Source organism: Geodermatophilus sp. SYSU D00696 (genome assembly GCF_054050235.1).
Window position 1 is genome coordinate 44890 of record NZ_JBJGYY010000017.1, and the last position, 22114, is coordinate 67003.

Below are 22114 nucleotides of genomic sequence, written 5' to 3' on the forward strand. Positions count from 1 at the left end.
CGGCGCTCCCGTCGGGTCAGCGGGTCCGGAGCTCGGGTGGGCAGGAGCCCACGGGCAGCGGCGCGGAGGCGGCTGCCGCGGGCAGGTCGGTGACGGCCAGCACCGCGACCGCCGGCAGGGCCGGCAGGGCGACGACGCCGACGGCCTCGGCCCGCGTCCCCCCGGCCGGGACGGTGACCGTCCCGCCCGGTGCGGTGGAGGTGGCGCCGGTGCAGCGGTCGGCGAGCAGGTAGGACCAGGTCACCTGCTGGTCAGCGGCTCCCGGGACGAGCCGCACCTGCACCCGCACGGTGCAGGGCGCGCCCGGCTCGCACCCGGCGAGGCGGCGCAGGTCGACCCCGGCCACGCTGCCGGCCGCCGCCGGGGCGGGCGGTGGGATCTCGACGCCGTCGGGTTCGGGTTCCGCGGCGGTCGGCTCCTCACCGCTGCGGCCGGCGTCCAGGAGCACCTCGACGTCGGCGGCGATGTCGTCGCGCAGCACGACGACCTCCACCGTGACGACCGCGGCCAGGACCACCGCCGACAGCAGCCACGCGCCGATCCGCCGCGCGGTCCGGGACCCCTCCCGCCTGACCGGGCGGGCTCGGGTGTCGGGCGCGCCGGCCGGCCCGGTCCCGCCCCTCGACGGCGCCGCCCCCGTCGGCCCCCCCGCGCCGATGGCCCGCGCGAGCGCACCGAGCTCGGCGCGGGCGGCGTCGCGGTCGACGGCGGCGACGGTCTCGGTCAGCCGCCCCGTCACGGCGGGGACGCCGGCGTCGGGGAGGTCGGCCACCGCGGCGTCGAGCGCGGCCAGGAGCGGGTCCGCGGCCGGGTCGTCCGAGCCGGCGCGGGACCGGGCGGCGGCCGCGACGTCGGCGAGGACCGCTGCGACCGCGGGTGCGGTCGGCGTCGTGGCGGGGTGGAGGACCACGCGCCCGTCGGCCCCGACCACGGCCCGGTCGAGCCCGCCGCGGCTCCCTGCGGCGGTCCCGCCCGCGGGCACCGGCAGCTGCGCCGCCTCCTCCAGCACGGCCGCCGCCAGCTCGAGGGCCTGGGGGGTGGTGAGCCGGGCCAGGGCGAGCAGGCGGGCGAGCGCGACCCCGCCGGAGGGTGGCCACGGCAGAGCGGACGGCGTCCGCGGAGCCGGGAGGTGGGGGGCGGGGTCGTCGTCGCGGCGCCCGGCCGCCCGTTCGATCGTCAGGTCCGCCACGGCCACTCACCCGCCCCATCCGCGCGCTCAGATGTCCCCGGGTCCGGATCGGCCCAGGTTGGAGCACGGTGGCCCCGGCTGTCACCGGGTCGCTGCGTGAATTCCCCTCCGAGACCGGCGCGTCGCGGTCGAGGGCCCGGTGTGTCGCGCCGCAGGACCCGGCGTGTCGCGCCGCAGGGCCCGGCGTGTCGCGACGGAGGACGGGCGCTCCCGGTGGACGCGGGACCCAGGACCCGCCCCGGTGGTGCTCTCCGACCCTCCGCCGACGCGGAGCGCGGGGCCGAGGCTCGACGGCAGGGAGCCCGCACCAGCGCGGGTCCGCGCCACGGGAGGCCAGTCATGACGTCCACGACCCGCAACACGATCGCCACCGTCCTCGTCGCCGCGATCGTCGTCCCCTACGTCGGCTACCTGATCCGCGGCGAGATGCCGTTCCTGCAGGACCCCCGGGGCATGGGCACCGTCGGCCTGGTCCTGGGACTGGCGGCGGTCGCCGTCACCGGCCGCGCCGCGTTCGCCCCCGCCGGCCCGGTGCACCGCGCCGCCCTCGCCACCGGCGTCGTCGCCCTGGCGCTCGGGATCGCCACCGTGTGGTCGGGGACCAGCGAGGCCCTGCTGGCCGTCTTCATCGCCGCCGTCGTCGTCACCTGGGTCCTCGGCGAGATCGCGGCCACCCGCACCACCGAGCACACCGCCCGGCCACTCGCCCGGCGATGACCCCGACCCCGGTCCCGCCGTCCCCGTCCCAGGAGGAGCCGTGAGCCCCCAGCCGCTCGACCGCACCACGGCCCGCGCCGCCATCGCGCTGGCCAACCGTGCACCGTCGGTGCACAACTCCCAGCCCTGGCGCTGGCGCGTCGGCCGGACGTCGGTGCACCTGTTCGCCGACCCGTCCCGGCACCTGCCGGCCACCGACCCGGAGGGCCGTGACCTGCTCGTCAGCTGCGGTGCCGCGCTGCACCACCTCCGCGTCGCGCTGCGCGCGGCCGGCCTGGCGGCGACCGTCCACCGGCTGCCCGACCGGGCGCACCCGGCGCACCTCGCCGCGGTCGAGGTCTCCGCCGCCGAGCCGCGGCCGGACGAGCTGGTGCTCGCCCGGGCGATCGAGACCCGCCGCAGTGACCGGCGGGTCTTCTCGACCTGGCCGGTCCCGCCGGAGCTGCTCGCCGACCTGGCCGCGGCCGCCGCGGCGGAGGGTGCCCGGCTGACCGCGCTGGACTCCGGCAGGCAGTGGCGGGTGGTCCGGCTGGTCGAGACGGCGGCGCTGGAGCAGGCGCTCACCCCGGGCCTGGCCCAGGAGGTCGCGGCCTGGACCGGGCGGACCCGCGGCGCCGTCGAGGGCGTCCCGGCCGCCAACGTCCCCGCCTCCGCCGGGGCCGCCGGGCCGCAGGCGGCCGTACCGGTCCGGCGCTTCGCCGACGGGAGCCTCGAGGAGAGCCGGCTGGGCACCGGCGAGGCCGACGGCACGGTCCTGGCCGTGCTCACCACCCCCGGCGACGGGCCGGCCGACCAGCTGCGCGCCGGCGAGGCGCTCAGCGCGGTGCTGCTGACCGCCACCGCGATCGGCCTGGCCACCGACCCGGTGAGCCAGCCCCTCGAGGTGCCGGGCACGCGGGCCCGGCTGGCCGAGCTCTGCGCGCCGGCCACACCCGGACCGGCCGGGATGCCGCAGCTGCTGGTCCGGCTCGGCTGGGCGCCGGTCAGCGCCGAGCCCGTGCCCCCGACCGGCCGCCGTCCGGTCGACGACACCATCGACCGGCTCGACGCGCCCTGGGCCTGACGGTGCCCGGCGAGGTCGATCCCCGTCCCGTCGTCGCCGGCGTCGACGGGTCCCGCGACGCGCTCGCCGCCGCCTCCCTGGCGGCGCGCGAGGCCGCCGGCCGCGGGGTTCCGCTCCGGCTGCTGCTCGTCGTCCCCTGGGTCCCGGGCCGGCGGCCGGCACCCGCCCGGGTCCTCGACGCCGTCGAGGTGCTCCGCACCGCCGGGGGCCTGGCGCTGGACGCGGTGACGGCGGACCTGCGCCGCGCCCACCCCGGGCTGCCGGTCGAACCCCGGCTCGTCGACGGTGACCCGGTCGAGGTGCTGGCCGCCGCCGGCGCCGGCGCCCAGGTGCTGTACCTCGGCTCCTCCGGCTCGGGCGGTGCCCGCGACCTGCTGCTGGGGTCGGCCGTGGCGGCCGTGCTGCGCGCGGCGCCGTGCCCGGTCGCCGTCGTGCCGCTGCGCAGCCGCTGGTCCGGCGGCGGCCGCAGCGGCGTGGTCGCCGGCCTCGACGGCGGGCCGGGGTCCGAGGCGGTGCTCGCCGAGGCGCTGCGCGCGGCGGCTCTCCGCGGCACCGGGGTGCTCGCGGTGCACAGCTGGTCACGCGGGTCCCTGCTGCCCCGACCGGCCGGGGACCACCCGGCCGACGACGCCGCGGCGCAGCGCCGGGGCGAGCTCCTGCTCGAGGACCTGCTGACCGGCGCGCAACCGGTCCGCGACCGCTGGCCGGGCGTCCCGGTCCGCCCGGTCGTCCGCCACGGGCGCGCGGCCGACACCCTCCTGGCCGCCGGACTCACCGCCGAGCTCCTCGTGGTCGGCCACCGGCGGCACGGGGTGCTCGGCCGGCCGCTGCGCTCGGTCACCTCCGCGCTCGTGCACCACGCCGGCTGCCCGGTGCTCGTCGTGCCGCTGCCCGTCCCGGCGGTGAGCGCCGGGACGCCCGGCTGACCGGCCGTCCGGTCCGGGAGCGCCGAAGGTCCCTGGTCGCGCGGGCCGGTCGACCGGGGCCGGTCCGCCCGCCGCTCCCTAGCGTCGAGCCACCTGTTCCCGATCCGCCGGAGGCCCGTCGTGCCCTGGACCGTCGTCCTCCAGCTGGTGGCGCTGCTGGGCGTCGCCGTCGCCCTCGTCGACGCGCTGCGCGGCGCCGACACCGACCTCGTGCTGCTCCTCGGCGCCGTGCTGCTCGTCCAGCTCGCCGCCCTCGGGGCGCGGACCCGAGGACGCTCGGCGGTGGCGCTGCGGCCGGACCTCGCGGCCTGGCTGCACCGGCAGTCGGCGTCCACCGGTGAGCCCGTGGAGCGGCTCGCCGACCGCTGTGTCGCCGCCTACCGGGCGGAGCTGACCGGGACGCCGGTCGGGCGCCCGTGACCACCGCGACGGGCCGGGCACCGGCCACCACCGCCGTCCTCCGGCTCACCGCGGGCTCGCCCGCGCCACCGGCCCAGCTGGGCGGCAAGGGCGCGTCGCTGGACCGCCTCGTGCAGCGCGGCACCCCCGTCCCGCCGACCGCGGTGGTGACCGCCGACGCCTACCGCACCGTGGCCGACTCCCCCGACCTGGCACCGCTCCTCGACCGGCTCCGCAGCGGGACACCGGTACCGGCCGACGAGGTCGACGCCGCCTTCGCCGCGGTACCGGTGCCGGCGGACCTCGCCGGCGCCGTCGTCGCGGCGGCCCGCGAGGTCGCGGCCGGCCGCCCCCTGGCGGTGCGCTCGTCGGCGACCGTCGAGGACATGGCCGCCGCGTCGTTCGCCGGCCAGTACCGCTCCTCGCTCGACGTCGACCCGGAGGCGGTCCTCGACGCGGTCCGGCTGACCTGGGCCTCGCTGTGGCACCCGGCTCCCGTGGCCTACCGCCGCGCGTGGGGCATCCCCGACGACGACGTCGCGATGCCCGCGGTGCTCATGCGGATGGTGCCCGCCCGGTCGGCGGGGGTCGTGTTCACCGTCGACCCCGGCGGCGCTCCCGACCGGGTGCGGGTGGAGGCGGTGCAGGGGCTGGGCGAGTCCCTGGTCTCCGGCGAGCGGACCCCGGAGGTCTTCCTGCTGCCGCGCACCGGCGACCCCGACCCCGGCCTCCCCGCGGCGGTCCGGGAGGCGGCCACGCTGGCGCTGCGGGTGGAGGAGGCCGAGGGCCGCTCCCAGGACGTCGAGTGGGCGTGGGACGGCACGCGGACCTGGCTGGTGCAGGCCCGTCCGATCACCACCGGTCCCGCGCGGGCCGACGACGGCTGCGACACCGAGCCCGACGACGCGGAGCTCACCACCGAGGGCATCGGGGAGACCCTGCCGGGCCTGCTGCCGCCGCTGGTGTGGGACGTCGCCTCCTTCCTCGTCGAGGAGGCGCTGCGGGAGGTCCTCGGCCGGCTCTGGGGGCTGCCGGCCGACCGGACCGGCCCGCACGAGCTGGTGCGCCGGGTCCGCGGCCGGGCCGCGCTCGACCTGGACCTCATGCGGGCCGCGGCGCGGGCGGTGCCCGGCGGCTCCGAGGCCGAGCTGGAGCGGCAGTACCTCGGCGCGCCGGTCTCCGGTGCCTCCGCCCCGGGGGGCCGGGAGGGACGGCGGGCCCCGTGGTGGCGCACCGCCCGGCTGCAGCTGCGCGCCGGCACCGCGCGCCGCCGCGCGGCGGTCGAGGCGGGCGTCGTCGTGGGCGCGGTCGACGCGGTGCTCGCCGACCCGCCCGCGGTCGGGGACCTCGACGACGGCGGCCTGCTGGCCTACCGCCGCCGCCTGGTCGACCTCGGCGCCCGGGCGATGACCGTCGAGCTCGCCGTCGCCTCCGCCGCCGTCGCCGCGTACTCGGAGCTGCAGGCCCGGCTCGCCGGGCACCTGGGCGAGCAGCCGGCGGCCGCCGCGGCCCAGCGCGTCACCACCGGAGCAGGGACCCGCCGGGACCGGTCACCGGCGGCGTCGCGGTCGGTGTTCGCCGGGCCCACCTGGGCCGAGACCGGGCAGGCGGCGGTCCCCGCCCCGCCGTCGCGCCGGGACGAGCGGGACGCCGCCCGCGCCGCGCTCGAGGAGGACCTGCGCGGCCGTTCACGGTGGCGGCGGGTGCGCGTGCTCACCGGCCAGGTCGTCGACGTCCGCATGCACGTGCTGCGCCGGGAGATCGCCGACGCGACGGCGGGCCTGGCCCGGCGCGAGGACGTCAAGGCCGCCGTCCTCGCCCTCGGCGGCGAGGTCCGCCGGGTGCACCTGGAGATCGGCCGCCGGCTGACCGCGACCGGGGTGCTGGCCCGGCCGGCCGACGTCGACCTGCTGCGCGAGGCCGAGCTGCGCCCGGCCCTGGGCGGCGCTCCCCCGCCACCGGCCGAGCTGGCCCGCCGCCGCCGGTGGCTCGACCAGCGCGCCACCGACCCGCCCCCGCCGCTGCGCTGGACCGGCGTGCCCGCGCCCGCCCCGGCCGCGGCTCCGCAGGGCGACCACCTGTCCGGCTGGGCGGCGAGTCCGGGGCGGCACACCGGCCGGGCCCGCGTGCTCGCCGAGCCGCGCCCGGAGCTGCTGGCCGAGGGCGAGGTGCTCGTGGCCGCGGCCACCGACGCCGGGTGGTCCCCGGTCTTCCTGCGGGCCGGGGCGATCGTCGTCGAGCGCGGCGGGCCGCTGTCGCACGCGGCGATCGTCGCCCGCGAGCTCGGCCTGCCGGCCGTGCTCAACCTGCCCGGCGCCACCGCGGTGCTCGACGGGCGCACCGTCACCGTCGACGGCGACACCGGCACCGTGGTGCTGCACCCGGACGGGGAGCCGTCGTGAACCCCCGGCGGGTCCGCGAGGACTGGTGGGACGACGCCGACGTCGACCGCGCGCAGATCTTCGTCCCGGCGATCATGGGCGCCGGCCTGCTCGTCTCCGGCGTCGTCCTGCTCCGCGACGCCCTGCACGGGCGCCGCCGGCGCGGCCGCGACCGCGAGACCGAGCTGCGCGCCCGCGCCGTCGCCGCCTTCGTGCGGACCGGCGCGCCGCCGGACACCGCGCTCGCCGCCGGGCTGCGGCCGCGGGTGCACTACCTGCTGCTCGCCCTCACCGCCGGCGGCCTGACCGTCTACGGCGCCCGCGGCGCGACCAAGAACTACGCCCCGGACGTGGGCATGTTCGCCGGGACGGCCTGGCTCTACGCGCTGCTGCTGCTCCTCGTCGCCGGGCTGGGCGCCGTGGCCACCTGCGCCGCCGTCGCGCTCGTCACCTGGCCCGAACCGCCGGTCCGGCTGCGCCCGCTGCTGGCCGGCACGCCCCTGGGGCAGCGGCCCGGGGACGGCTCGCGCCGCGGGGTGCTGCTGCTCGGCTGGACGGCGGTGCTGACCGCGGCCGCCGCCGTGCAGCTCGTCTTCACCACGGCCGGCGCGCCGCAACTGCTCGCCGAGATCGACGACGAGGTCGCCCGCCGCAGCGACCCGCTGCTGCCGTGGGACCTGCTGGGCAGCGTGCCCGTCGCGGTCGCCCTGGCCGTGCTGGTCGCTCTCGTCGGCCGGCGCTGCGCGGCGTTCGCGCTCGGCCTGCTCGGTGTCACGGCCGCCGTCCTGGTCGCGCAGGCCGTCGTGGCCGACCGGCTGGAGCGGGCCTACCCGCCGGACGGCCCGCTGGCCGGGCTGACCGGGTCGCTGCCCAGCGCGCCGGTGGTGCAGGCGACCCTGCTCGCCGGGTTCCTGCCGCTCGCCGTGTACGCCCGCACCCGCCGCCGCGGCCCGGCCCTGGCGACCCTCGTCGTCACCGCCGCAGCGCTCGGGTTCGTCGTCGTCGACGTGGTCCGCAGCCGCTCGGCATGGCCCTCGGACGCCGCCGCGGGGGTGCTGGTGGGCGCCGCGGTCGTCCTGGCGGCCTGGTGGACGCTGGAGCGGACCCGGTGGCACCGCGGGTGCGCCGGCTGCCCGTGGGAGGCACCGTCCGACGTCGCCGCCGGGCCGGGCCTGCTGCGGCTGCGGCCGGACGAGGAGACCGCCGTCCGCCGGTTCGCGCGCGGCTGGCTGACCGCGATGCTCACGCTGTTCACCACGCTGGCGCTGGTCGAGGGCCTGCCGACCAGCCCCGAGGGCACGGCGATCGGGCCCTCCCTCAGCCGGTGGCTGCAGCTGGGGCTCCTCGGCCTGGCCGCGGTGGCGCTGCTGGTCGCGCTGCGGTGGCAGGCGGTCGGCGCGGCGCTGGCCGCCGTCGCCGGCACCGGGCTGGCCGTCTTCGCCGCCACCACCTACCAGCCGTGGGTGAGCGTGCTGATCGGGGTGGCCTTCCTGGTGCCGGCGGTCGGCTTCTGGCTGGCCTGGCAGCACCGCCGCACGATGCGCTCGGTGGTCACGCTGGCGATGGTCACCGCCCTGCTGCTCGCCGGCACCACCGGCGCCGCCGCCGAGGTGCACGACCGGCTCTTCGGACCCCTGCACCCGCGGTCGGCGGAGCTCGCGCTGCCGGTCGAGTCCGTCGTCTGGGCCTGGTCCGGCGGGGTCACCACCAGCAGCGCCCGGGTCGTGGCGCTGCTCGACCGGGCGGACGCCCGGGAGGCCCGGCTGGTGGCCGAGCCCGTCGACGGCGGGCCCCCGGTCCGCTCCGCCGCGGTCCCCCCGTCGGCCGACGGGGTCGTGCGGCTGGCCGTCGACGGCCTGGCCCCGGACACCGCGTACCGGTGGGCCGTCGAGGTGGACGGCGACCCCGACGGCACCCGCGGCACCGGGCGGTTCACGACCATGCCGGAGGGCCCGGCGTCGTTCACGCTCGCGCTGGCCTCCTGCGCCCGCACCGGCTCCAGCGGCGCGGTGTTCGACGCCATCCGGGCGGTCGACCCGCTGCTGTTCGTGCACATGGGCGACCTGCACTACTCCGACGTCCGGACCGGCGACGCCGCGGCGTTCGCCGACCGCTACAGCCGGGTGCTGACCTCCCCCGCGCAGGCGGCGCTGTACCGCTCGGTGCCGGTGGACTACGTCTGGAGCGACCACGACTACGGCTCGGAGAACGCCGACTTCGCCTCCCCCACCCGCGACGCCGCCCGTGCCGCCTATCGGGCCCTCGTCCCGCACCACGACCTCGTCGAGGGCGGCGGCGGCGCGATCCACCACGCCTTCACCGTCGGCCGGGTCCGGGTGGTGGTGACCGACACCCGCTCGGCGCGGACCGACGACTCGATGCTCGGCGCGCGGCAGCTGGCCTGGCTGGAGGAGGAGCTGGTGAGCGCCAGCCGGTCGCACGCCGCGGTGGTGTGGGTGAACCCGGAGCCGTGGGTGGCCCCGGACGAGCCCGGCCGCGACGACTGGGGCGGCTACGCCGGCGAGCGCCGGCGGATCGCCGACACCCTCGCCGCCGCCGGCGTCGACGACCTGGTCATGGTCAGCGGCGACGCGCACATGGTCGCGATCGACGACGGCACGAACACCGACCACAGCACCGCCGGCGGTGCCGGCTTCCCGCTGCTGCACGCCGCGGCGCTGGACTCCCCCGGCACCGTGAAGGGCGGCCCCTACAGCGAGGGCGCGTTCCCCGGCCCCGGGCAGTTCGGCACCCTGACCGTCACCGACGACGGCGGGGACACCGTCGACGTCGAGCTCGCCGGCCGGGACTGGCACGGGGCCGTGCTGGTGTCCCTCAGCGTCACCCTGCCGACGGGGGACCGACCAGCGCGGTGAGCTGGGCCCGCAGCGCCGCGGTCAGGACCGGCAGGTCGGGCACCCGGTCGGGGTCGACGACGGCGGTGACGGTCAGGGTGCCGGCGTAGGACAGCGCGTCGAAGGAGACGGTGACGTCCCCGGCCTCGCCGGAGGCCACCGGCAGCACCTGCTCGACCCGCCGCCCGGCGAGGGTCAGCGGCGTCGGCGGCCCCGGCACGTTGCTGACCAGGGTGTGGAAGCGGTGCTGGCGGCGGAGCCACCAGCGGTAGGCGCCGCTCGCCGCGAGCAGCGCGAACGCCGACCCCATCAGCGCGGTCAGCGGCGGGCCGGTGGCGGCGTCGCGAGCCCGGCGGACCGTGCCGGCGAACCGGCGCAGCCGCTCCTGGGGGTCCCCCGCGACCGGCACGGCGACCACCAGCGGGGTGGTGGCGTTGCCCAGCGCGGTGACCCCCGCCGCCCGCCGCCCGGTGACGACGACGGTGACCGCCACGGGGTCCACCCACTCGCCGCGGCTCTCCAGCAGCCCGCCCAGCGCCCCGGCGACCGCGACCAGGAGCGCGTCGTTCACCGTGCCCCCGGCCCGGTGGGCCGCCGCCCGCAGCGGCTCGAGCGGCACCTGCACCGCCGCCGTCCGCCGCCGGTGCCCGGTGGGCGCCAGCAGGCTGCACGGCGCGGCCCGGGCCGGGTGCAGGCCGCCGGCCGACCGACCCGCATCCCGCGCCAGCCGGACCACGTCCCGCCCCCGGGCCAGCGCCCGGCCGCGCCGGCGCCAGGCGTCGGCCACGAGGGACCGGTAGGGCGGCCGCGGCCCGGGCGGTGTGCGGTCGGGCGGCGGCCCGCCGTCGGCGAGGGAGGCCAGCAGGGCCAGCCCGCCGATCCCGTCGGCGAGCACGTGCGACAGCACGACGACCACCGCGCTGCGCCCCCCGGGCAGGTCCGGGACGACGACGGCGGCCCAGCCGGGCCGGTCCTCCGGCAGGGGACCGGCCACCAGGTCCGTGGCGAGGTCGAGGAGGGCCTGCTGGTCCCCGGGCGCCGGGCACGCGGCGGCGCGGACGTGCGCCGCCGCGTCCGGGGCCGGCTCGTCCACCCAGACCGGGCGGCCGGCGCCCGGAGGCACCCGGACCAGCCGCTGCCGCAGCCGCCGCACCCCGCCGAGCCGGTCGGCGACGACGCGGGCGAGTTCCTCGTCCTCGGCTCCCGGGGCGAGGACGAGCACCGCGCCGAACTGCATCGGCACGCCGCCGCGGCCGAGGGCGCGCATCCCCAGGTCCTCCGCGCTGGCGCGGAGGACGGCGCCGGTCACGACCCGTCCGGGGCGACGCGCACCCGCACGTCGAGCGCCTGCGCCCCGCGAGGACCCACCACCAGCGGGTTGACGTCCAGCTCGGCCAGCTCCGGGACGGCGTCTGCCAGCCAGGCCACCCGGTGCAGCCGGTCGGCGACGGCGGCACGGTCGAGCGTGCGGCCGTGCGCCGTGGCGAACAGCCCGGTCGCGTCGACCGCCTGCTCGGCACCCCGGGCGTCCAGCGGCGCCAGCCGGTGCACGCGGCCCCCCAGCGCATCGGCGGCCCGCCCACCCGGGCCGACGACGACCACCGGACCGGCGGCCGCGTCGCGGACCGCGCCGACCAGCAGCTCGTCGCCGGGCGGGACGAACGGCTGCACCACGGCGCCGAGCCAGTCCGCACCCGCGGCCGCCGCCCAGCCGCCGACGACGCGCCGCACCTCGTCGGGGTCGTCCACCGGCAGGCGCACGAGCCCGGCGTCGGCCTTGTGCACCACCCCGCGGACCCGGCCCTTCACCGCCACCGGGCACGCCAGCTCGCGGGCCGCGGCGGCCGCCGCCCCCGGGGTCCCGGCCGCGCGCGTGGGGACCAGGGGCACGCCGGCCGCGGCGAGGAGCGCGGCGACGGCGTCCGGGTCCAGCCAGTCCCCTGCCGGGCTGCGGTCCAGGACCGCGGCGGCGACCGCCCGGGCCGCCCGCACGTCGGCCCCCTCGGGCACGGACCCGACCGGCGGCGCGGCCAGCCAGGCCGCCCGCCCGGCGGCGGCCGCCAGCACCGCGGCCGCCACGGCCGGCTCGTTCACCGACACCAGCGCCGGGCCCCCTCCGGTTCCCGCCGGGTCGAGCCGCTCCAGCGAGGTCGGCCGCCCGGGCCGTACGTCGACCACCGCGACCGCGTCGTCGCCGGCCGCCGCGACCGCCACGGCCACGCCCGGGCCGGGGTCCCCGACCCCGGTCGGTGCGGTGACGGTGACGACCGCCGCGACGGCGGGGTCGTCGAGCAGGCAGCCCAGCGCGGCGCCGAACTGCCCGGGTGACACGGCGGCGCCGGTGTCGACCGGGTTGGCCGGGACGGCCAGGGGCGGCAGCGCCTCCCGCAGCCGCTGCTGCAGCGCGGGCGGCAGCGGGTCGACCGGCAGTCCGGCCGCGACGCACGCGTCCGCGGTCAGCACCCCGGCGCCGCCGAGGTTGGTCAGCACCGCGACGGTGCCCGGGCGCAGCGGCGGACGCCCGCGCAGGTGCGCCGTGGCCGCCGCCAGCGTGGTCAGGTCCGGCACGACCTGCACCCCGGCCGCGGCCCACGCGGCCTCCCGCACCCGGGCGGGGGTGGCCGAGCGCGCGGTGTGCGAGGCCGCCGCGCGGGCTCCGGCCGGCGACGTGGCGGTCCGCAGCCCGAGCACCGGCACCCGGCGGGCCAGGTGCGCCGCGGTCCGCACCAGGCCGCGCAGGTCGGGCTCGGACTCGGCGTACAGCACGACCGCCGCCGTGCCCGGGTCCTCGTCGCACCAGGCCAGGACGTCGCGGGCACCGACGTCCCAGGCGTCGCCGATCGACACGGCGGCCGAGACGCCCAGGCCCAGCCGGCCCAGCACCTGACCGCCGGCGATCACCACGCCGCCGGACTGGGCGACCAGCCCGACGTCGCCGGCGGGCGGGACCGACCCGCCGAAGCAGGCGGCCAGCCGGGACGGGTCGCCCGGGGCGACGACGCCGACGCTGTTGGGACCGACGACGCGCATGCCGTACCGGTCGGCGGTGTCGAGGACCTCGCCCGCCAGGCCGGGGACCGCGCTGAGCCCGCCGCTGAGCACGAGCAGGGCACGCACCCCGTGCACCCCGCACGCCGCAGCGACCGCCGGCACCGCCCCGGCGGGGACGCAGACCACGGCCAGGTCGACCGGCCCCGGCAGCTCGGCGACCGAGGGCACGCACGGGAACCCCTCCAGCTCGCCGCACGCGGGGTTGACCGCCGTCACCGGTCCCGGGAACCCGGCCGCCCGCAGCTCCCGCAGGACCGCCCGCCCGACCGACCCGGCGCCGCGACCGGCACCGACCACCGCGATCGCGCGCGGCCGGAGGACCGCCTGCAGGCCGGCGGCGGCCGCCTGCCGGTGCCGCTCCTCGGCCGCCTCCAGGTAGCGGGCACCGGCGTCCAGCGTCACCTCGACGAGGACGTCGGTGCCCTGGGCACGCCGGCGTACCGCCAGGCCCAGGTCGGCGAGCACCCGGAGCATCGGTCCGTTCTCGGCGAGCACCTGGGCGACCAGCCGGCCGATCCCGAGCCGGGTCGCCTCGGCCGCCACCTGCTCCAGCAGGGCGGTCGCCACCCCGGCCAGGCGCTCGTGACCGTCCACGACGACGGCGATCTCCGCGGCGCCGTCGCCGAGGGGGAACAGCTGGACCACGCCGGCCAGTCGCCCGCGCACCCGTGCACCCAGCGTCAGGTTCCCGCCGGCCGGATCGAGGCTGCGCCGCACGTACCCCGGCAGGTCGGCCGGGTGCAGGGTGGCGAAGCGCAGCCACCGGTCCCGCTCGGCCAGACCCTCGTGCAGGGCGAGCAGCTCCGGGCCGTCGGCGGGGGTCAACGGGCCCAGCACGACCGGGGTGCCGTCCCGCAGCAGCGCCCTGGCCGGCCGGAGCCCGACGGGGGTGCCGACCTGCCCCGGGGCCCGGGCCGGGACGGTGGCGGTCACCGCCGGGGACGGCCGGCGGTCGGGTGGTACGGCACGGGTCGAGGCTGGTGGAGTCCGGTTCCGCCGGGGCAGGGCCGTAGGGCCCCGGCGGGCACGCGAGAGGTCACCACCGGCCCCCTGGCAGGGGCCTACCGGGAGACCGTCCGCCGGCGGGACAGCGCGACGAACGCGGCCAGCAGTCCGACGACGCCGCCGGCGACACCGAGCCACAGCACGACGCGCACGACGACCTCCCAGCCGGGACCCAGGTCGAACGGGAAGACCTGCAGCACCCGCACCGTGGCCGCCAGGCCGAACGCCGTCGTCACGAGCGACCCCGCCGGGACCGCCGCGCCCCCGGGCCGAACCAGCTGAAGGAGGGCGACCGCGATGCCGGCGACGAGCGCGGCGTCGACGTAGGGCAGGACCCGGGTCGTCTCGCCGGTCAGGAAGGGCACGACCTCCCATCCCGGCCACACGTGGACGAGCAGCAGCAGGACCCCGTTGGCCAGGACGGCGGCGACGGCGGCGCTGCGGCGCCCGGCGGTGGAGGGCGGGCGGGTCCGCGTCCCGGTCATGCCCGCCATGGTGGGGACCCCGGCGCCGCTCCCGGAGGGCCGAAGGTCGCCGTCGATCAGGGACGTACGGACGACGCCGGTGCGGGACCGGCCCCGCGACGCTGGGTGCCCCGCGAGAGCCCCGGAGACCGCGATGACGACGACCGCACCGGCCCGCACCGGGCTGTCGGGTGCCGAGGCCGCGCGGCGGCGCCCGGCGGGCGGCAACCGGCTGCCGGTGGAGCGGCCGCCCTCCCCCGTCCGGCTGCTCGTCGGGCAGATGGTGCACTTCTTCGCGCTGCTGCTGTGGGGCGCCGCGGTCCTCGCGCTGGTCGGCGGCATGCCGCAGCTGGCGGTCGCGATCGTGGTGGTGGTCGTCCTCAACGGCGTCTTCGCGTTCGTGCAGGAGTACCGCGCCGACAAGGCGGCCGAGGCGCTGCGCGACCTGGTGCCGCACCGCGTCACCGTCGTGCGGGACGGTCGGCGGCAGGAGGTCGACGCGGTCGACCTGGTGGTCGGCGACCTGGTGCTGCAGGAGGCCGGGGACCGGATCGCCGCGGACCTGCGGCTGGTCGACGTCCACGGCCTGCGGGTCGACGAGGCCACGCTGACCGGGGAGAGCGTGCCGGTCGACAAGGACGCCGGGGACCCGGTGTACGCCGGCTGCTTCGTCGTCGAGGGGGAGGCGTCGGCCGAGGTCGTCGCCGTCGCCGGGGACACCCGGCTGGCCTCGATCGCCACGATGACGCGGACGGTGGAGCGGGCGAAGACCCCGCTCACGAAGGAGCTCGACCGGGTCGTCCGGTTCGTCACCGTGGCCGCGCTGGGCCTGGGCGCGGCCTGTTTCGGCGCGGGGTTCCTGATCGGGCTGCCGCTCGGCGAGGGCTTCCTCTTCGCCGTCGGCGTCACCGTGGCGCTGGTACCCGAGGGCCTGCTGCCCACCGTGACCCTGTCGCTGGCCCGCAGCGGGCAGTTGCTCGCCCGGCAGGACGCCCTGGTCCGCCGGCTGGAGTCGGTGGAGACGCTGGGTTCGACCACGTTCATCTGCACGGACAAGACCGGCACGCTCACCCAGAACCGGATGGCCGTCGTCGAGGTGTGGACGCCGCAGGGGCCGGTCGCCGTCCGCGGGGTCGGCTACGAGCCGACGGCCGAGGTCGACGGCGCACCGGCCGCGCTGGACACCGCCCGCACCCTCGCCACGACGGCGGTGCGCTGCTCCACCGGGCACGTCCGGGAGGACGGCGGGTCGTGGACGGCGGTCGGCGACCCGATGGAGGCGGCGCTGGACGCGCTGGCCCGGCGACTCGGGGCGGCCGGCGCGGTGACCGGGGCGCCCGAGGGCGGTCGCCGGTTCCCCTTCGACCCGCGGCGCCGGCGGATGTCGGTCTGGGCCGAGGGCCGGCTGTTGGTCAAGGGCGCGCCCGAGAGCGTCCTCCAACGCTGCCCCGCCGTGGCGGCGGACGCCTCCGCGGCGGCGCACGACCTCGCCGCCCGCGGGCTGCGGGTGCTCGCGGTCGCGCGCCGCACCGTCGACCTGCCGGCCGACGCCGACGCGGCCGAGCGCGACCTCGAGCTGCTCGGGCTCGTCGGCATCGAGGACCCGCCCCGTCCCGACGTGGACCGCGCGCTGGCCGAGTGCCGCCGGGCCGGGATCGCCGTCGCCATGGTCACCGGCGACTCGGGTGCCACCGCCGCGGCGATCGCGGCGGAGATCGGGCTGTCCCGCCCGGGCAGCGTCGTCGTGGAGGGGAAGGACCTGCCGGCCGACCCCGCCGCGCTGGGTGAGCTGCTCGACTCCGACGGCACGGTCGTCTGCCGGGTCGCGCCCGAGGACAAGCTGCGCATCGCGCAGGCGCTGCGCGCCCGCGGCCACGTGGTGGCGATGACCGGCGACGGCGTGAACGACGGGCCGGCGCTGCGGGCGGCCGACATCGGGGTGGCCATGGGCGCGAGCGGCACCGACGTCGCCCGCCAGGCCGCCGACCTGGTCCTGCTCGACGACCACTTCGCCACGATCGTGGCCGCGGTGCGCCAGGGCCGGGCCACGTTCGCCAACATCCGGCGGTTCCTCACCTACCACCTGTCCGACAACGTCGCCGAGCTGACGCCGTTCGTCGTCTTCACCGTCAGCGCCGGCGGGATCCCCCTCGCGCTGAGCGTGCTGCAGATCCTCTGCCTCGACATCGTCACCGACCAGGGGCCGGCCCTGGCGCTGGGTGCCGAGCCGGCCTCGGCGCGGGTGCTCGACGGTCCGCCCCCGCGCCGGCGGCTGGTGGACGCGGCGGTGGTGCGCCGCGCCTTCGGCGTGCTCGGCCCGGTGGAGGCCGCGGTCTCGATGCTCGCGTTCCTGGTCGTCCTGACCGGTGCCGGCTGGTCCTTCGGCGAGGACGTCCCGGCGGGCGTGCTCGCCTCGGCCAGCGGCGCGGCGTTCGCCGCCGTCGTCCTGGGCCAGGCGGCCAACGCCTGGGCCTGCCGCAGCGCCACCCGGCCGTTCTGGCGGCTCGACCCGCGCGGCAACCCGCTGCTGGTGTGGGCCGTCGGCGTGGAGCTGCTGCTGCTCGCGGCGGTGCTCGCCGTCCCGCCGGTGGCCGACCTGCTCGGGCAGGCCCTGCCACCGGTGCTGGGTCTCGGCGTCGCCCTGCTCGCCGTGCCCGGGGTGCTGCTGGCCGACGCGGCGCACAAGGGCCTGCGGTCAGGACGCGGAGCTGAGGGTCGCCGCCGTGCCGCTCGTGCCCCCCGGCACCGCCTCAGCGGCTGAGCGCGTCGGTGTCGGCCGGGGTGGCCAGCCGGCGCCGGTACTCCTCCTCGATGTCACCACGGGCGTACCGCTCCGCCAGCAGCTGCCCCGGTGACGGCGGCGCGGGCCGCTCCTGCTGCCGGGCCAGGCGGACCAGCAGGAGCCCCCCGAGCACGAGCAGGCCGACGAACCGGTCCGGGTCACCTCCGGGCCGGTGACACCGCCGAGCCTGCACCGGGCATCCGGCTCCGGGCAGCCACCGGAGGTCCCCGCCGCCGGGGCCGTCCGGCACCTGTGACCGCACCCCGGCACGGCCGACGGCCGTCCGCGGCCGGTGACCCGGGCCGGAGGTCCCGCGCGGTACGGCCTTCCGGCCGCGTCGCCCGGCGCGGCGCGCCCGCACCGTCGGTGGCACCACGGACGACGACGAGGAGGCCGACGTGGACGCGACGAAGACCTGGACGGTGCGCATCGACATCGGCGAGCACGACGGCCGGACGCAGGCCGTGGCGCACCTGCAGACCCGCGACACCGAACGGCTGGTCGGGGTCGGCTCCGCCCGGCTGGCCCCCGCCGACCGGGACGTCCCCGAGATCGGCGACGAGATCGCGGCCGCCCGTGCGCTGGCCGAGCTGGCCCACCGTCTGCTGCAGACCGCCACCGAGGACGTCGAGCAGGCCACCGGCGAACCCGCGCACCTGGCGCCGTGAGGAGCCGACGGGACCGGGCGGACCGATGGAGCGCATGAGCCCGCTCGACGCGGCCTTCCTGCAGGGTGAGGACGAGGAGCCGGGCGTCTCGCTGGCGATCGCGTCGATCGCCGTCTTCGAGGGACCGGCGCCGGCACCGGGCGAGTTCGAGTCCGCGCTGGCCGGGCGGTTGCCGCTCATCCCGCGGTACCGGCAGAAGGCCCGCCAGGTCCCCCTCGACCTCGGACCGCCGGTGTGGGTCGACGACCCGGCCTTCGACCTCTCCTACCACGTGCGGCGGACCGCGCTGCCCGCTCCTGGCGGGGACGCCGAGCTGGCCACGCTCATGGGCCGGCTCGTGTCCAGCCGGCTGGACCGCGCCCACCCGCTGTGGGAGTGCTGGCTGGTCGAGGGGTTGTCCGGGGACCGGTGGGCACTGGTGTCCAAGGTCCACCACTGCATGGTGGACGGGATCTCGGGCACCGACCTCTACCGCCTCATCCTCGATCCCACGCCCGAGCGCGGGCCGGCGGTACCCGACGACTGGCGCCCGCGGCTGGAGCCGTCGGCGGCGGTCCTGGCCGCGCAGGCGGTCACGCGGCTGGCCCGGCTGCCGCTGGACCAGGCACGGGCCCTGGCCTCGGTGGCCCGCCGTCCGGCGGAGCTGGCCCGGCAGGTGGGCACCACGGTCCGGGGGGTCCGGGCGCTGGCCGGCGCGCTGCTGCCGGCGCCCCGCTCGTCGCTGTCGGGTCCCGTCTCGGCGCACCGGCGGTTCGCCTTCGCCCGTGGCTCGGTGGCGGACGTCTCGGCGGTCCGGCACGCGCTCGGCGGGACGTTCAACGACGTGGTCCTGGCGGCGGTCAGCACGGGCTTCCGGACGCTGCTGCTCAGCCGCGGCGAGCGGCCCGTGCCGCACCTGGTGCGGACCCTGGTGCCGGTGAACGTGCGCGCTCCAGGCGAGGAGGCCATCCGCGACAACCGCATCTCGCTGATGCTCGCCGAGCTGCCCGTCGACCTCGCCGACCCGGTCGAGCGCCTCCTCGCCGTCCGCGGGGGGATGACCCGGCTCAAGGCCGAGCACGAGGTGGAGGCCGGGGTCGCGCTGCTCCGGATCGCGGGACTGGAGGCCTTCCCGGCCGTCGCCTCGCCGGTGCGGCTCGCCGCGCACCTGCCGCAGCGCTCGGTGGTGACCGTGACGACCGACGTGCCGGGCCCGCGGCAGCCGCTCTACGCGCTCGGTCGCGAGCTGCTGGAGATCATCCCCTACGTGCCCATCGCCTCGCGGCTGCGCACCGGGGTGGCGGTCTTCAGCTACCGGGACCGGCTCGCCTTCGGCGTCCCCGGCGACCGCGAGTCCGCGGCCGACGTCTGGACCCTCGCACGCGGCATCGAGACCGGCCTCGCCGAGCTGGTCGCCGCGGCCGGCGCCGCTCCGACCGGCCCTCCCGGACCGGTCCGGGCAGCGAGTCCCACCGGGGTCGGAGGTCCTCCCGGTGACCGGTCCTCCGGCCGTGCCGGAGGACCCGCGGTCGGCCGACGATGAGGGCTCGACGCCGACCGCCGGTCCGGAAGGCAGTGGGAGGTCGCCATGGACGTCCTGCACCCCGATGTCGACGAGGGCCTGCTGCTGCAGCTGGATCTGGCCCGTCTCGAGCTCGGCGAGGCGCGACGGGCCCGGCGGGCCGAGGACACGCCGGCGGCCCGGCAACGGGTGGTGGAGGCGATGCGCCGGGTCGACCGGTTGCTCGACCGGTGGAACGAGCTCGCCCGTACCCCGGTCTGACCGCCGGCCGGCCGGGCGGGGCGGTGCCGTGACGCCGGAGGACTTCTCCACGGGCTCCTCCGTGGGGGCGGCCGTGTACGGCCGGGTGCGTGCGCTCCTCCCGGACTGCGACGTGCGCGTGTCGCGCAGCCAGGTCGCGCTGCGGGGACGGCGCGGCTTCGCCTGGCCCTGGCGGCCCGGCCGGTACCTGCGGGGGCCCACGTCGGAGGTGGTGCTGTCGGTGGCCCTGGGGCGGTGCGACCCGTCGCCGCGGTGGAAGCAGGTCGTGCACCCCTCGCCGCGCCACTGGGTGCACCACCTGGAGGTGCACGACCCCGCCGAGGTCGACGACGAGGTCGCCGCGTGGCTGCGCGAGGCGGCGGCGCAGGCCGACGCCCCAGGAGTCCCCCGGTGACCGGCTGGCTGCTGCGCTACGAGGGCCTGGACCCGGCACGAGAGCCGCTCCGCGAGGCGCTGTGCACGCTGGGCAACGGCCGGTTCGCCACCCGCGGCGCCGCCCCCGAGGCGCGCGCCGGCGGCTGCCACTACCCCGGGACGTACGCGGCGGGGGTGTCCAACCGGCTGGTCGACGAGGTCGACGGTCGGCGCGTCGAGAACGAGAGCATCGTCAACCTGCCCGACTGGCAGTCACTGACCCTGCGGATCGCCGACGGACCGGACCTCGGACCGGAGACCGGGACCGTCTCCGCCCACGTGCAGGAGCTCGACCTGCGCCGTGGCGTGCTCACCCGGCGCTACCGGGTCACCGACGGGCAGGGCCGGACCACCCGGGTGGCCCAGCGCCGGCTGGTGTCGATGGCCGACCCCTTCCTGGCCGCGCTGGACACCACGGTCGTGGCGGAGAACTGGGAGGGGCGGGTCGTCGTCCGGTCCGGCCTCGACGGCCGGGTGGAGAACGCCGGCGTGGCGCGCTACCGGCACCTGAGCGGGCGGCACCTGGTGCCCCGGGAGGCCGCCGTGGACGACGACTGCGTGCTGCGGCTGACCACGGAGACGAGCACGTCCCACGTCCGGGTCGGGCTGGCCGCCCGGCACCGGGTGCTCGTGGACGGCGAGCCGTGGGACGTCCCGGTCGTCCCCGTCGTCGACGGCGACGTCTACGCCGGCGCGGAGCTCGTCCTCGACGTCGCCCCCGGCCGGGTCGTGACCGTCGAGAAGGTCGCCGCGCTGTGCACCTCGCGGGACCGGGCGATCGACGAGCCGGGCGCCGCGGCGCTGGACGCGGTCGTCCGCGCCCCCCGCTTCGACGAGGTGCTGACCCGTCACGAGCAGGCCTGGCGGCGCCTGTGGGACCGGTGCGACGTCGTCATCGACAGGCCACCGCGCGCCTCGCTGGTGCTGCGGCTGCACGTGTTCCACCTGCTGCAGACGGTCTCGCCGCACAGCATCGACCTCGACGTGGGCATCCCCGCGCGGGGCCTGCACGGCGAGGCCTACCGCGGGCACGTCTTCTGGGACGAGCTGTTCGTGCTGCCCTTCCTCACCCTGCGCCTGCCCGAGGTCGCCCGCGCGATGCTGCTGTACCGCTGGCGCCGGCTGCCGGCCGCCCGCGCCGCCGCGCGGGCGGCCGGACGGCGCGGCGCGATGTTCCCCTGGCAGAGCGGCTCGACCGGCCGGGAGGAGTCGCAGACGCTGCACCTCAACCCGCGGTCGGGCCACTGGCTGCCCGACGACTCGGCGCTGCAGCGGCACATCGGACTGGCCGTCGCCTACAACACCTGGCGCTTCCACGAGGCGACCGCCGACACCGGCTTCCTCGACGCCCACGGCGCGGAGCTCCTCCTGGACGTCGCGGCGTTCTTCGCCGACCTCGCCACCTACGACCGCAGCGACGACCGCTACGACGTCTGCGGCGTGATGGGACCCGACGAGTACCACGACGCGCTGCCGTGGCGGGACCGGCCCGGGCTCGACGACAACGCCTACACCAACGTCATGACCGCCTGGACGCTGGCGCGGGCGCAGGACTGCCTCGCCCTGCTCGCCCCGCGGCGGCAGGCGGAGCTGCTCGACCAGCTGGGCCTGGGCCGGGCCGACCTCGAACGGTGGGAGCACGTCTCCCGGAAGCTGCGGCTGTGCTGGCACGACGACGGGGTGCTCAGCCAGTTCCGCGACTACGACCGGCTCGAGGAGTTCGACTGGGACGGCTACCGCCGCCGCTACGGCGACATCAGCCGGCTCGACCGGATCCTCGAGGCCGAGGGCGACTCGACCAACCGCTACAAGCTGTCCAAGCAGGCCGACGTCCTCATGCTGTTCCAGCTCCTGACGGCCGACGAGTTCTACGCGGTCCTGGACCGGCTCGGCTACCCCCACGACCGGCAGACCATCCCCCGCACCATCCGCTACTACCTCGACCGCACCTGCCACGGCTCGACGCTGTCGAAGGTGGTGCACGCGTGGGTGCTGGCGCGGGGGGACCGGCGCCGGGCGTGGGCCCACTGGCTGGAGGCGCTGGAGAGCGACGTCGCCGACGTGCAGGGCGGCACGACCGGCGAGGGCATCCACCTCGGGGCCATGGCCGGCACCGTGGACCTGCTGCAGCGGGCGTTCACCGGGCTGGAGACGCGCGGGGACGCGCTGGGGCTGGACCCGTACCTGCCGGACGCGCTCGCCGGCATGCGGTTCCGGCTGCGGTACCGGGACCACCCCGAGGTCGAGGTGGACATCACCCACGGCGAGGTCGTCGTCGGCGGTGACCTCCGACGGGCGGCCGTGCTGCCGCTGCGGGTCCGCGACCAGGACCACCAGCTGGACCCGCGCGGCAGCCTCCGCGTGCCGCTGACCCGGCGGCGCAACGGCCGCGGCACCTGAGCGCACCGTCCGTGCACGGCGGTGAGACGGCCCGCCGA

General features: G+C 78.6%; 17 protein-coding genes. 12 read left to right on the forward strand and 5 right to left on the reverse strand.

Features of this window, described 5'->3' with window-relative positions:
* Positions 1 to 16: 16 nt before the first annotated feature.
* The gene (locus tag ACI79O_RS12650) at positions 17 to 1189 is read right to left on the reverse strand and encodes a hypothetical protein (protein ID WP_456914315.1); all 1173 of its coding nucleotides are present in this window, start codon (positions 1187 to 1189) and stop codon (positions 17 to 19) included.
* Positions 1190 to 1528: 339 nt separating this feature from the next.
* On the opposite strand from ACI79O_RS12650, the gene ACI79O_RS12655 reads away from it, so the two are divergent.
* From ACI79O_RS12655 to ACI79O_RS12680, 6 genes are all read left to right on the forward strand, one after another.
* Positions 1529 to 1906 (forward strand): hypothetical protein, encoded by a 378-nt coding sequence (locus ACI79O_RS12655; protein ID WP_456889320.1) that lies wholly within the window; start codon positions 1529 to 1531, stop codon positions 1904 to 1906.
* 40 nt (positions 1907 to 1946) lie between these two features.
* The gene (locus tag ACI79O_RS12660; RefSeq protein ID WP_456914316.1) at positions 1947 to 2969 is read left to right on the forward strand and encodes an Acg family FMN-binding oxidoreductase; all 1023 of its coding nucleotides are present in this window, start codon (positions 1947 to 1949) and stop codon (positions 2967 to 2969) included.
* Positions 2970 to 2971: 2 nt separating this feature from the next.
* Positions 2972 to 3895 (forward strand): universal stress protein, encoded by a 924-nt coding sequence (locus ACI79O_RS12665; RefSeq protein WP_456914317.1) that lies wholly within the window; start codon positions 2972 to 2974, stop codon positions 3893 to 3895.
* Between the two features lie 120 nt (positions 3896 to 4015).
* Positions 4016 to 4315 (forward strand): hypothetical protein, encoded by a 300-nt coding sequence (locus ACI79O_RS12670; RefSeq protein ID WP_456889314.1) that lies wholly within the window; start codon positions 4016 to 4018, stop codon positions 4313 to 4315.
* Complete coding sequence (locus ACI79O_RS12675) at positions 4312 to 6696, forward strand: PEP/pyruvate-binding domain-containing protein (protein ID WP_456914318.1); 2385 nt, start codon at positions 4312 to 4314, stop codon at positions 6694 to 6696. Before ACI79O_RS12670 ends, ACI79O_RS12675 begins: the two co-directional genes overlap by 4 nt.
* Positions 6693 to 9551: an alkaline phosphatase D family protein gene (locus ACI79O_RS12680; protein ID WP_456914319.1), complete on the forward strand. Its 2859-nt coding sequence runs from the start codon at positions 6693 to 6695 to the stop codon at positions 9549 to 9551. The genes ACI79O_RS12675 and ACI79O_RS12680 overlap by 4 nt, the downstream gene beginning before the upstream one ends.
* On the opposite strand, the gene ACI79O_RS12685 is transcribed toward ACI79O_RS12680, so the two are convergent.
* From ACI79O_RS12685 to ACI79O_RS12695, 3 genes are all read right to left on the reverse strand, one after another.
* Complete coding sequence (locus ACI79O_RS12685; protein WP_456914320.1) at positions 9517 to 10839, reverse strand: wax ester/triacylglycerol synthase domain-containing protein; 1323 nt, start codon at positions 10837 to 10839, stop codon at positions 9517 to 9519. The genes ACI79O_RS12680 and ACI79O_RS12685 overlap by 35 nt on opposite strands.
* Positions 10836 to 13514: a GNAT family N-acetyltransferase gene (locus ACI79O_RS12690; protein ID WP_456914321.1), complete on the reverse strand. Its 2679-nt coding sequence runs from the start codon at positions 13512 to 13514 to the stop codon at positions 10836 to 10838. Before ACI79O_RS12690 ends, ACI79O_RS12685 begins: the two co-directional genes overlap by 4 nt.
* 128 nt (positions 13515 to 13642) lie before the next feature.
* Entirely contained in the window at positions 13643 to 14071 is a 429-nt protein-coding gene (locus ACI79O_RS12695; RefSeq protein ID WP_456914322.1) for a hypothetical protein, read from the reverse strand.
* A 133-nt stretch (positions 14072 to 14204) separates the two neighbouring features.
* On the opposite strand from ACI79O_RS12695, the gene ACI79O_RS12700 reads away from it, so the two are divergent.
* Positions 14205 to 16811 carry a cation-translocating P-type ATPase gene (locus ACI79O_RS12700; protein ID WP_456914323.1) on the forward strand — a complete coding sequence of 869 codons (2607 nt, stop codon included), beginning with the start codon at positions 14205 to 14207 and terminating at the stop codon, positions 16809 to 16811.
* Here the strand turns inward: ACI79O_RS12700 and ACI79O_RS12705 are convergent.
* Positions 16801 to 17025 (reverse strand): hypothetical protein, encoded by a 225-nt coding sequence (locus tag ACI79O_RS12705; protein ID WP_456914324.1) that lies wholly within the window; start codon positions 17023 to 17025, stop codon positions 16801 to 16803. The genes ACI79O_RS12700 and ACI79O_RS12705 overlap by 11 nt on opposite strands.
* Positions 17026 to 17230: 205 nt before the next feature.
* Here ACI79O_RS12705 and ACI79O_RS12710 point away from each other — a divergent pair, with 205 nt between their 5' ends.
* Genes ACI79O_RS12710 through ACI79O_RS12730 form a run of 5 tightly spaced genes read left to right on the forward strand, consistent with a single transcriptional unit; the run spans position 17231 to position 22076 of the window.
* Positions 17231 to 17500 (forward strand): DUF1876 domain-containing protein, encoded by a 270-nt coding sequence (locus ACI79O_RS12710; protein WP_456889298.1) that lies wholly within the window; start codon positions 17231 to 17233, stop codon positions 17498 to 17500.
* A gap of 34 nt (positions 17501 to 17534) precedes the next feature.
* On the forward strand, positions 17535 to 19022 hold the full coding sequence (locus ACI79O_RS12715; RefSeq protein ID WP_456914325.1) for a WS/DGAT/MGAT family O-acyltransferase: 1488 nt from the start codon (positions 17535 to 17537) through the stop codon (positions 19020 to 19022).
* A 45-nt stretch (positions 19023 to 19067) separates the two neighbouring features.
* A complete protein-coding gene (locus tag ACI79O_RS12720; RefSeq protein WP_456889294.1) occupies positions 19068 to 19262 on the forward strand; it encodes a hypothetical protein in 195 nt (64 codons plus the stop codon).
* Between the two features lie 28 nt (positions 19263 to 19290).
* Positions 19291 to 19656 carry a DUF5655 domain-containing protein gene (locus tag ACI79O_RS12725; RefSeq protein ID WP_456889293.1) on the forward strand — a complete coding sequence of 122 codons (366 nt, stop codon included), beginning with the start codon at positions 19291 to 19293 and terminating at the stop codon, positions 19654 to 19656.
* A complete protein-coding gene (locus tag ACI79O_RS12730; protein WP_456914326.1) occupies positions 19653 to 22076 on the forward strand; it encodes a glycoside hydrolase family 65 protein in 2424 nt (807 codons plus the stop codon). Before ACI79O_RS12725 ends, ACI79O_RS12730 begins: the two co-directional genes overlap by 4 nt.
* The last annotated feature ends 38 nt before the right edge of the window (positions 22077 to 22114 follow it).